1 protein-coding gene is annotated in these 12,417 nt (G+C 74.0%); it reads right to left on the bottom strand.

Features of this window, described 5'->3' with window-relative positions:
• Positions 1-12,417: non-ribosomal peptide synthetase (locus A5714_RS02665; RefSeq protein WP_156747144.1), on the bottom strand; the 12,417-nt coding region annotated here is incomplete at both ends.

Below are 12,417 nucleotides of genomic sequence, written 5' to 3'. Positions count from 1 at the left end.
ACCGGGCCGGGACGACGTCGGACGGGGTCAGGCCCCCGCCACCGCGGCGCACGTGGGCGCTGATGCCGGCGAGCGCCTCGAACCACAGCCGGCTCAGCCGGGTGATCTGGGCCCGATCCACGGCCGACGGCGCCCACGTCCAGTGGGCGTGCAGTTGCGGGCCGCCGTCGAGGTCGGCGGTGCCGGCGTTGAGCTCGACGGTGTGCATCATCGGCATCGGCACCGCGGTGCTGACGCCGGTGGCCGAGGCGCCGTCGGCGCTGATCCGCCACAACGCGTCGGAGATCTCGGCCGCCGCGCCGCCGACGCGGCCCAGGTAGTTGAAGCCGATCGGCGGGTCGCCGCCCTCGAGGTCGACCTCCGGGTTCAGGTAGCGCAGCACGCCGTAGCTGAGCGGGTCCGGCACGGCCCGCAGCTGCTCCTTGACGGCCTTGATCACCTCGCCCAGCTCCGGCGCGCCGGCCGCGACCTGGGCCCAGCTCAACTCGCCGGCGCGCAGAGCGACCGGGTATTTGGTGGTGAACCAGCCGACGGTGCGGGACAGGTCGACGCCGGCGGCCAGCTCCTCGTGGCGGCCGTGGCCCTCGACGTCGATGCCGAGGGGCGCGCCCGGGGTGCCGAGCAGTTCGGACCAGGCCAGCGCGAAGGCGACGAGCAGGATGTCGTTGACCCCGGCGTGGAACGCCGCCGGCGCCTCGCCGAGCAGCGTGCGGGTGGTCTCGACGTCCAGCGTCACCGACAGGTGCTCGGCCGTCTCGTAGGTGTCGACGTCGGGGCGCACGGCGGGCAGCGCGGACGGCGTGGCCGCGATCCGCTGCCACGCGGCGGCCTGGTCGACCATCGCCGGGGCGCCGGCGCGCCCGGTCAGCAGCGTGGCCCACCGGCCGAACGACGTGCCGCCCGGGGGCAGCGCCACCGGCTGGCCGGCGAGGTGCTGGGCCCACGCGATGTTGAGGTCCTCGAGCAGGATGCGCCAGGACACGCCGTCGACGGCCAGGTGGTGCACGATGAGCACCAGCTGCCCGGTGGAGCGCACCCACAGCGCGCTGAGCATCACGCCACCCGCCGGGTTGAGCCGCGCCCGCGCCTCGAGGACGGCGTCGTCGGACAGCTCGTCGACGGTGTGCAGGCAGTCGCCGGCGGCCACCGCGCCGGCCTCCGGCACCTGCAGCGACCACTCCCCAGGCGCCCTCAGCACGCGCAGCCGCAGCATGGCGTGCCGGTCCAGCAGCGCCTGCAACACCGCCGTCACGGCGGCGTCGTCACCGGCGCCAACGCCGGCGGGGGCCTGCAGCACCATCGTCTGGTTGAACTCGTCGATCGGGCCGGGCACGCTTTCCAGCCAGCGGATGATGGGCGTCGCCGGGAACTCCCCGGTGCCCTCGTCGACGACGGCGTCGCCGTCGGCCGCCTGCACCACCCGAGCCAGCCGGGCCACCGTCTGCTCGACGAAGATGTCGCGGGTGCGGCAGGTCAGGCCGGCGGCCCGCGCGCGGGTCACCACCTGCATCGACGAGATGCTGTCGCCGCCGAGGTCGAAGAAGGAGTCGTCGACGCCGACGCGCTCGACGCCGAGCACCTGCGCGTAGATGCCGGCCAACGTCTCCTCGACGGGGGTGCCGGGGGCCCGGTAGCGGCCGGCGTCGCGGAACTCCGGCGCCGGCAGGGCCCGAACGTCGAGCTTGCCGTTGGGGGTCAACGGCAGCGCGTCGATCACCACCACCGCGGCCGGCACCATGTACGCCGGCAGCTGGTCGGCCAGCCGGCTGCGGATCTCGACCGGGTCGGCCGTGCCGGTGACGTAGCCGACCAGGCGTTTGTCGCCGGGCCGGTCCTCGCGGGCGACGACCGCGGCCTGCCCGACGCCGTCCTGCGCCGCCAGGGCGGCGCGCACCTCGCCGAGCTCGATGCGGTAGCCGCGGATCTTGACCTGCTCGTCGGCGCGGCCGAGGTACTGCAGCTGCCCGTCGGCGCCCCAGCGCACCAGGTCACCGGTGCGGTACATGCGCGCGCCGGGCTGCCCGAACGGGCAGGCCACGAACCGCGCCGCCGTCAGCGCCGCGCGGCGCCAATACCCGTTGGCCACCCCGGCACCCGCGATGTACAGCTCCCCGACGACGCCGGGCGGCACCGGCTGCAGCGACTCGTCCAGCACGAACGCGGCCGCGCCAGGCACCGGCGAACCGATCGGCACCACGTCCGATCCGGCCGCCAGGGGCGTGCTGACCGCCGCGTAGACGGTGGCCTCGGTGGGGCCGTAGGCGTTGATCATCGCCCGCCCGGGCGCCCAGCGGTCCACCAGTTCGGTGGGGCAGGCCTCGCCGGCCACCACCAGGGTGGCCGACTCCAGCCCCTGCGGCGACAGCGCCTGCGCGGCCGACGGGGTTTGGCTGACGACGGTGACCTGCTCGGCGACCAGCAGCGCGTGGAAGTCCTCCGGCGACCGCACGACCGCGTCGGGGATCACGACCAGCCGGCCGCCGCCCAGCAGCGCGCCGAAGATCTCCCAGACCGAGACGTCGAAGCCGTAGGAGTGCCATTGCGACCACACGCCCGCGCGCGGCAGGCCGGAGTCGCCGGACGCCAGCAGCTGGGTCGCGTTGCGGTGGCTGACGGCCACGCCCTTGGGCGTGCCGGTGGTGCCCGAGGTGTAGATCAGGTAGGCGGTGTCGTCCGGGTCCGGGCCGGGCAGCGGCGCCGGCGGCGCGTCGGCGGCACCGGCGGCCTCCAGGTCACCGATGTCGATGACCACGACGTGGTGGCCGTACAGCCGCCCGGCCAGCTCGACGGTGCTCAGCGCCGCCATCGGTGCGGCGTCGCCGAGCATGAAACCGATCCGCTCGGCGGGCAGGCCCGGGTCGATCGGCAGGTAGGCCGCCCCGGCCTTGAGCACCGCCAGGATCGCGACGATCGCCTCGGCGGAGCGCGGGAACAGCAGCGCCACCCGCTCGCCGCGGCCGACGCCGTGGCCGGCCAGGCGGTGGGCCAGCCGGTCGGCGGCCTCGTCGAGCTCGCGGTAGGTCCAGGTGCGCTCCCCGCAGGTCAGCGCCACCGCGTCGGGTGTGCGGGCGACCTGCGCCGCGAACGCGGCCGGGATCGACTGGGGCGCCGGGGCGGCGGTCAGCGCCGCGCGGTTGCCGATGGCGTCGATGCGCGCGCGCTCGCGCGCGTCGAGCAGGTCGACCGACGACAACGGCCGCGTCGGGTCGGCCGTCATCGCGGCCAGGACGCGCTGGAACCGGGCGACGAGCGCCTCGATGGTGGCGGCGTCGAACACGTCGGTGCGGTATTCGACCCGGCCGCCGATGCCGGCGGCCTCGTTGGTGTCCGTCCAGCGCTCGGTCAGCGAGAACACCAGGTCCATGCGGGCGACCTGGGTGTCCAGGGGCATCGAGGTGACCCGGACGTCGCCGCCCAGGGCCAGCCCGGTGCCGGCGTCGCCGTCCTGCCCCGCGAAGTTCTGCCAGGCCAGCATCACCTGCACCAGCGGGTGATGGGTCAGGCTGCGGGCCGGGTTGACCCGCTCGACGAGCACCTCGAAGGGCACGTCCTGGTTTTCGAACGCGTCCAGGCTGCGGCTGCGGACTTGGGCCAGCAGCTCGGTGAACGACGGGTCCCCGGCGAGGTCGACGCGCAGAACCAGGGTGTTGACGAAGAACCCGACCAGATCCTCGAGGGCGGGGTCGCGCCGCCCGGCGATGGGGAAGCCCACCGCCACGTCGCTGCTGGCGCTGACCTTGGACAGCAGCACCGCCAGCGCGGCCTGCACCACCATGAAGCTGGTCGAGTTGTACTCGCGGGCCAGCCCGGCGATCTGCTGCTGCAGGTCGGCCGGCCAGTCGACGTCCACGGTGGCCCCGCGGTGGTCGGCCTGCTGCGGGTAGGGCCGGTCGGTGGGCAGCTGCAACCGTTCCGGCATGCCCGCCAGGGCCTTCTCCCAGTAGGCCACCTGCCCGGCGATGCGGCTGTCGGCGTCGGTGAGCTCGCCGAACTGGTCGCGCTGCCACAGCGTGTAGTCCACGTACTGCACCGGCAGCGGCTCCCAGTCGGGGGCGTGCCCCGCGCTGCGGCTCACGTACGCCAGGCCCAGGTCGCGCACCAGCGGCCGCAACGACCAGCCGTCGGCGGCGATGTGGTGCACCACGAAGACCAGGACGTGCTCGTCGTCGGCGAGCCGGAACAGCCAGGCGCGCAACGGGATGTCGGCCGCCAGGTCGAAGGTCCCACGGGCCGCGGTCTCGATGGCCTCGTGCAGCCGGCCGTCCGTCCACCCGGTGGCGTCGACGGTCTGCCAGCCGTAGTCGGCCCGCTCGGCGGCGATCACCACCTGCTGCGGCGCCCCGTCGGGCGCCGAGAACACGGTCCGCAGGCTCTCGTGGCGGGCCACGACGTCGCCCAGGGCGGCGCCCAGCGCGCGGGCGTCGAGGCGCCCGTGCATCCGCAGGGCCGCCGCCATGTTGTACACCGGGGACGGCCCCTGCAGCTGGTCGAGGAACCACAGCCGGGTCTGCGCGAAGGACAGCGGCACCGCCGCCGGGCGTTCGCCGGCCACCAGCGGCTCCAGGCGCGAGGTGCTCTCGCCGACCCGCAGGGCGAGCTGGGCGACGGTGGGCGCCTCGAAGATGGCGCTCACCGCGACACCGACGTTCAGCGCGGAGTTGACCGCGGCGATCACGCGCATGGCCGAAATGCTGTCGCCGCCGAGGTCGAAGAACGAGTCGTCCACGCCGACGCGGTCTACGCCCAGCACGTGGGCGTAGACGCCGGCCAGGATCTCCTCGGTGGGCGTGGTCGGCGAGCGGTAGCCGCCCGCGGAATACTCGGGCGACGGCAGCGCCCGAACGTCGAGCTTGCCGTTGACCGTCATGGGCAGCGTCTCGAGGACCACCACCGCCGCGGGCACCATGTAGGCGGGCAGCCGCTCGGCCAGCTCGGCGCGCAGCTCGGCCGGGTCGCCGGATCCGGTGATGTAGCCGACCAGCCGTAAGTCGGCGGGCCGGTCCTCGCGGGCGATCACGACCGCTTCGTCGACCCCGTCGAGGGCGGCCAGCGCCGACCGCACCTCGCCGACCTCGATGCGGTAACCGCGGATCTTCACCTGCTCGTCGGCCCGGCCCAGGTACTGCAGCTGCCCGTCGGCGCCCCAGCGCACCAGGTCACCCGAGCGGTACATGCGGTCCCCCGGCTGCCCGAACGGGCACGCCACGAACCGCGTCGCCGTCAGGCCGGCGCGGCGCACGTAGCCGTAGCCGACGCCGCGGCCGGCCACGTACAGCTCGCCGATGACGCCGGTCGGCACCGGCCGCAGCCACCCGTCCAGCACGAACAGCGCCGCGCCGGGGACCGGCGAACCGATCGGCGGCGCGCCGGCGCCCGGGGTCAGCGGCGCGCTGGCCGACACAAAGATGGTGCTCTCGGTCGGCCCGTAGACGTTGACCATCACGCGCCCGGGCGCCCACCGGTCCACCAGTTCGGCCGGGACGGGCTCGGCGCCGATCACCAGCGCCGCCGACTCCAGCCCCTGCGGCGACAGCATCCGCACCGCCGACGGGGTCTGGGAGAAGACGGTGACCTTCTCCGACACCAGCAGAGCATGGAAGTCCATCGGCGAACGCGCCACCGAGTCGGGCACCACGACCAGGCGGCCGCCGTGCAGCAGCGCACCCCAGATCTCCCAGACCGAGAAATCGAAAGCGTACGAATGGAATTGGGTCCAGACCTGGTCCGGTGTCAGCTCCACGCACACCGCGGCCGCGTCGAACAACCGGGTGACGTTGTGGTGGCTGACCGCGACGCCCTTGGGCATACCGGTGGTGCCGGAGGTGTAGATGACGTGCGCGACGTTCTCCGGCGCCGGCGCCGGCAGCGCCGTCTTCGGTTGGGCCCTGACGGTGTGGTGCGCGATGTCGACGACCGTCAGGTCGTGCCCGTCGAGCAGGCCGGCCAGCGCGGCGGTGGTGACGGCGGCCAACGGCGCGGCGTCGGTGAGCATGAACGCGATTCGCGCCTCGGGCAGCGCCGGGTCGATGGGCAGGTAGGCCGCCCCCGTCTTGAGCACCGCCAGGATCGCCACGATCGCGTCGGCCGACCGGGGCAACAGCAGCGCGACGGTTTCGCCCGGCCCGGCGCCGCGACGAACCAACAAGTGCGCCAACCGGTTCGAGGCCTCGTCGAGTTGCCGGTAGCTCATCGACCGGCCCTCGAAGGTCACGGCCGCGGCCCGCGGGCTGCGGGCCACCTGCGTGGCGAACAGCGCCGGGATCGACACGGGCGTGGCGGGCTCCGTCAGCACCGCGCGGCCGGCCCAGCCGTCGAGGCGGGCCCGCTCGGCGGCGTCCACCACGTCCAGCGACGCCAGGGGGCGCTGCGGATCGGCGGTCATGTCCGTCAGCACGCGGCGCAACCGCTCGATCAGGGCGGCGATGCCCTGCGCGTCGAAGACGTCACCGTCGTACTCGACGCGCAGCCGCAGCTCGCGCCCCGGCTGCGCCTGCATGGTCAGCGGGTAGTGGGTGGATTCGCGGGTGGCGATGTCGGTGATCGCCAGCTCGCTCTCGCCCGACAGCGCGCTCGCGTCGATCGGATAGTTCTCGAACGCGAACAGGGTGTCGAACAGCTTGTCCTGCCCGGTGATGCGGTGAATCTCGTTGAGCGCCAGGTGCTGGTGGTCCAGCGTGTGGTTGTAGGCGCCCTGCAGCTGGTCCAGCAGGTCGGCGGTGGTGGTGGTCGCGGTGAGGTGCGCGCGCACCGGCACGGTGTTGATCAGCAGGCCCACCATCGCGTCCGCCCCGACGACCTCGGCCGGCCGGCCGGAGACGGTGGTGCCGAAGGTGACGTCGTGCTGGCCGGTCAACCCGCAGAGCAGCTGCGCGAAGGCGGCCTGCAGCACGGTGTTGACGGTGGTGTGCCGCGACCGGGCCAGCTCGCCGACGGCCTGGGTGAGTTCGGCGGACAGCGTGAAGGATTCGTCGTGCTGCCGGCCGGGCTGGGCGCGGTCCTGCGGGCTCACCAACGTCGGGGTGTCGAATCCGGCGAACACCTGCGCCCACGCGGCGCGGGCGGCGTCGTGATCCCGCGCGGCCAGCCAGGTGACGAAGTCGCGGTAGGGCACCGGCGCGGGGAGCCGCTGCCCGTAGTAGCCGGCGAAGATCTCGCTCAGCAGGATCGGCATCGACCAGCCGTCCAGCACGATGTGGTGGTTGGTCAGCACCAGCCGGTGCCGCTCGGGCGCGGTGCGGATCACGGCCACCCGGAACGACGGCTGGCCCGCCAGGTCGCAGACCGCGGCGCGTTCCTCGGCGCACAGCTGCGCGATTTGCGGCTCGGCGCCGTCGAATTCGACGTAGCGCCAGGCGGGTGCGGGCGCGGCCGGGATGATCTGGACCGGCTCGGCGAACTGGTCGCAGAACCGTGCGACCAGGTTGGGATGGCGAATCACCATGGCGCGCACGGCGTCTCGCAGGCGTTGCGGGTCGAGCGGGCCGGAGATGCTGATGTCGAGCTGTCCCGCGTACAGGTCGTCGCCGGCTGCGACGGTGTTGGCGTGGAACAACAGGCCCTGCTGCACCGGGGTGAGCGCGAGCACGTCGGCGATGTCGTGCTGGCTCGCGAGCTCGTCGAGCTGGCGCTGGGTGAGGCGCGCCGGGGCGACGTCCGAGGGCGTCAGCCCGCCGCCGCCGTTGCGCACGTGCGCGCAGATGGCGGCGAGGGCCTCGGACCACAGCCGGCTCAGGCGGGTGATCTGCGCCTCGTCGAGGGCCGACGGCGCCCAGGTCCAGTTGGCGTGCAGCCGCGGTCCGGCGGCGGTGTCCACGGTGACCGCGTTGAGCTCCAGGGTGTGCATCAGCGGCATCGCGATGTCGGTGGCAGCGCGGGTCGCCGACCAGCCGTCCTGTTGGGGCCGCCACATGTCGTCGGTGAGCTCGGCGGTGGCGCCCTGGCGTCCCAGGTAGTTGAACCCGATCGGCGGTTCGGCGCCGCCCAGGTCGACGTCGGTGTTGAGGTAGCGCAGCAGCCCGTAGGTCAGCGGGTCGGGCAGGGCCCGCAGCTGTTCCTTGGCGTCCTTGAGCGCCGCGCCCAGCGCGGCGCCGCCCGCGACGACCTGCGACCAGGTCGGCCCGCCGACCCGCAACGCCACCGGGTATTTGGTGGTGAACCAGCCGACGGTGTGGGACAGGTCGACGTCGCGGCGCAGCTCCTCGTGGCGGCCGTGGCCCTCGACGTCGATGGCGACCGGCGCGTCGGCCGCGCCGACCAACTCGGCGACCGCCAGCGCGAACGCGATGAGCAGAACGTCTTGCACCCCGGCGTGGTACGCCGCCGGCACCGCGCCGAGCAGCATGCCGGTGGTCTCGGCGTCCAGCTCCGTCGACAGGTGTCCGGCGGCGGCGAAGGTGTCGACCTCCGGCCGCACCGCGGGCAGGGCGGCGGGCGTCGCCGTCACCCGCCGCCAGGCGTCGGCCTGGACGACGACGTCGGGGTGCTGCGCGTGCTCGGCCAGCAGCGCCGACCACCGCACGAACGACGTGCCCGCCGCGGGCAGCGCCACCGGCTGCCCGGCGTGCCGCTGCGCCCACGCGATGTTGAGGTCCTGCAACAGGATTCGCCACGAGACGCCGTCGACGGCCAGGTGGTGGACGATGACCACCAGCTGGTTGGTGGACGTCGCCCACAGGGCGCTGAGCATCATGCCGGCGGCGGGGCTCAGCCGCGACCGGGCGTCGGCCACCACGTCGTCGGACAGCGCGTCGACGGTGAGCAGGCAGCTGGCCGCGTCGACCGCACCCGCCTCGGGGACATGCAGGGCCCACTCCCCCGCGTCCTTGTCGACGTAGAGCCGCAACATCGGGTGCCGGTCCAGCAGCGCCTGCAGCACGGCCACGACGTCCGGCTCGGTGACGCCCGCGGGGGCCTGCACCAGCATCGTCTGGTTGAACTGGTCGATGTCGCCGCCGGCGGTTTCGACGTCCTGCAGCCACCGGATGATCGGCGTGGCCACCGCGGGGCCCACACCCTCGTCGGCCGTGGCGCCGTCCTCGGCCACCTCGACGACCCGGGCCAGCCGGGCCACCGTCTGCTCGACGAAGATGTCGCGGGTGCGGCAGGTCAGGCCGGCGGCCCGCGCGCGGGTCACCACCTGCATCGACGAGATGCTGTCGCCGCCGAGGTCGAAGAAGGAGTCGTCGACGCCGACCCGCTCGAGCCCGAGGACCTGGGCGTAGATGCCGGCCAGGAGCTCCTCGACCGCGTTGTCCGGGGCGCGGTAGCGGTCGGCGTCGGAGTAGTCCGGCGCCGGCAGCGCGCGGGTGTCGAGTTTGCCGTTCGGGGTGAGCGGCAGGGACTGCAACACCACCACCGCGGTCGGGATCATGTAGCCCGGCAGGCGGTCGGCCAGCGCGGAGCGGATGTCGGCGGGGTCGGCCGTGCCGGTCACGTAGCCGACCAGCCGCTTGTCGCCGGGCCGGTCCTCGCGGGCGACGACGACGGCCTGGTCGACGCCGTCGACCCAGGACAGGGCCGCGCTGACGTCGCCGAGCTCGATGCGGTAGCCGCGGATCTTCACCTGCTCGTCGGCGCGGCCCAGGTAGTCGAGCTGGCCGTCGGCGCCCCAGCGCACCAGGTCACCGGTGCGGTACATCCGCGCACCGGGCGCCCCGAACGGGCAGGCCACGAAGCGCGACGAGGTCAGGCCGGCGCGCTGCCAGTAGCCGCTAGCCACCCCGGCGCCGGCGATGTACAGCTCGCCGACCACGCCCGGGGGCACCGGCCGCAGCCACTCGTCCAGCACGAACACCGCCGCGCCCGGCACCGGCGCGCCGATCGGGACCACGCCGGGCCCGCCGGCCTCCAGCGGCGCGCTGATGGCCGCGTACACGGTGGCCTCGGTGGGGCCGTAGGCGTTGATCATCGCCCGCCCGGGCGCCCACCGGTCCACCAGCTCCGCGGGGCAGGCCTCGCCGGCCACCACGAGCGTCACCGCTTCTAAGCCCTCCGGCGCGAGCACGCCCGCCGCGGACGGGGTCTGGCTCAGCACGCTGACCCGCTCCGCGACCAGCAGGGCGTGGAACTCCTCGGGCGAGCGCGCCACCGACTCGGGGATTACGACCAGCCGGCCGCCGTGCAGCAGCGCACCGAAGATCTCCCACACCGAGACGTCGAAGGCCAGCGAATGCCATTGCGACCACACGCCCTCGCTGGGCAGGCCGTTGTCCCCGGCCGCCAGCAGCGAGACCACGTTGCGGTGCGTCACCGCAACGCCTTTGGGCACACCGGTGGTGCCCGAGGTGTAGATCAGGTACGCGAGGTCCTCCGGTCGCGGCGCCGGCAGCGCGGCGGCGGGCCGCTCGGCGATCGCGGGGTCGCGCGCGTCGATGACCGTCACGCCGTGGCCGCCGAGCCGGGGCGCCAGGTCGGCGGTGGTCAGGGCGGCGACCGGCGCGGCGTCGCCGAGCACGAAGCCGATCCGGGTGTCGGGCAGCGCCGGGTCCATCGGCAGGTAGGCCGCCCCGGTTTTGAGGACCGCCAGGATCGACACGATCGCCTCGGTGGAGCGCGAAAACAGCAGCGCCACAATCCGTCCCGGGCCGGCGCCGCGCTCGGCCAGCAGGTGCGCCAACCGGTTCGACGCCTCGTCGAGCTCGCCATAGGTCATGGACGCGCCGCCGCACACCACCGCGACGGCGTCCGGTGTGCGGGCCGCCTGCGCGGCGAACAGCGCCGGCACCGATTCCGGGGTGGGCACCGGGGCGGTCAGCGCCGCGAGGTTGCCCACCGCCGCGAGGCGGTCACGCTCGGCCCCGTCGAGGAGGTCGACCGCCGACAACGCCTGCTCGGGGTCGGCGGTCATCGCCAGCAGCACCCGTTCCAGCCGGCCGATCAGGGCCTCGATGCTGGCCGCGTCGAAGACGTCGGTGCGGAATTCCACGGTGCCGCCGATCCCGCCGGGCTCCCCGGACTCCGTCCAGCGCTCCCCCAGCGAGAATGTCAGGTCCATGCGGGCGGTCTGGGTGTCGACCGGCACCGGGGTCACCTCGACGTCGCCCAGGGAAAGTCCGGCGGCGGGGCCGCCGTCGTGCCCGGCGAAGTTCTGCCAGGCCAGCATCACCTGGACCAGGGGGTGATGGGTCAGGCTGCGGGTCGGGTTGAGCCGCTCGACGAGCACCTCGAACGGCACGTCCTGGTGCTCGTAGGCGGCCAGGCTGCGCTGGCGGACCTGCGCGAGCAGTTCGGTGAAGGTCGGGTCCCCGGCGGCGTCGACGCGCAACACCAGGGTGTTGACGAAGAATCCGACCAGGTCGTCGAGGGCGGGGTCGCGCCGCCCGGCGATCGGGAAGCCCACGGCCACATCGGTGCTCGCGCTGATCTTGGACAACAGCACCGCCAGCGCGGTCTGGACGATCATGAAGCTGGTCGCGTTGTGCGCCCGGGCCACCCGGGCCACGCGCTGCTGCAGCGCGGCGGGCCAGTCGATCTCGGCCGTGGCGCCGCGCTGATCGGCGACCATCGGATACGGCCGGTCGGTGGGCAGTTGCAGCCGCTCCGGCATGCCCGCCAGCGCGCCCTCCCAATAGGTCAGCTGCGCGGCGATCCGGCTGTCGGCGTCGGTGAGATCGCCGAATTGCGCGCGCTGCCACAGGGTGTAGTCGACGTACTGCACGGCCAGCGGCGCCCAGTCGGGGGCGCGCCCGGCGCACCGGCTCGCATACGCCACCCCCAGGTCGCGCACGAGCGGGGTGATCGACATGCCGTCGGCGGCGATGTGGTGGACCACCGCGACCAGCATGTGGTCGTCCCGGCCGACCCGGAAAAGCTGTGCGCGCAGCGGTATCTGGGCGCCCAGGTCGAAGGCGTAGCGGGCGCTGGTGCCGACGGCCTCCGCCAGCTGACCGGCCGTCCAACCCGTGGCGTCCACCACGGCCCAACCGAAGTCGGCGCGGGCGACCGGCAGGACGATCTGCTGCGGGGTGCCCTCGGGCGCCGCGAACAGCGTGCGCAGGCTCTCGTGCCGGGCCACCACGTCGCCCAGCGCCGCGCCGAGCGCGTCGGCGTCGAGCGGGCCGCGCAGCCGCAGGGCGGCCGCCATGTTGTACACCGGCGACGGGCCCTGCAACTGGTCGAGGAACCACAACCGGTTCTGCGCGAAGGACAGCGGGACCACGGCGGGCCGCGGGCCGGCGGTCAAGGGCTCCAGCCCGTCGGCGCCCTCGCCGATCCGCGGGGCCAGCTGGGCGACCGTCGGCGACTCGAACACCGTGCGCACCGCCAGGTCGGCATCCAAGGCGGCGTTGATCGCCGCGATGAGGCGCATCGCCGTGATGCTGTCGCCGCCCAGGTCGAAGAACGAGTCGTCGACGCCCACCCGCTCGACGCCGAGCACCTCGGCGTACACCCCGGCCAGGAGCTCCTCGGTGGGGGTCT

It is taken from the genome of Mycobacterium sp. E2462 (assembly GCF_001672685.1).
Lineage (GTDB): Bacteria > Actinomycetota > Actinomycetes > Mycobacteriales > Mycobacteriaceae > Mycobacterium.
Note: the sequence above shows the minus strand (reverse complement) of the source record. Positions and strands in the feature narration are given on the sequence as shown.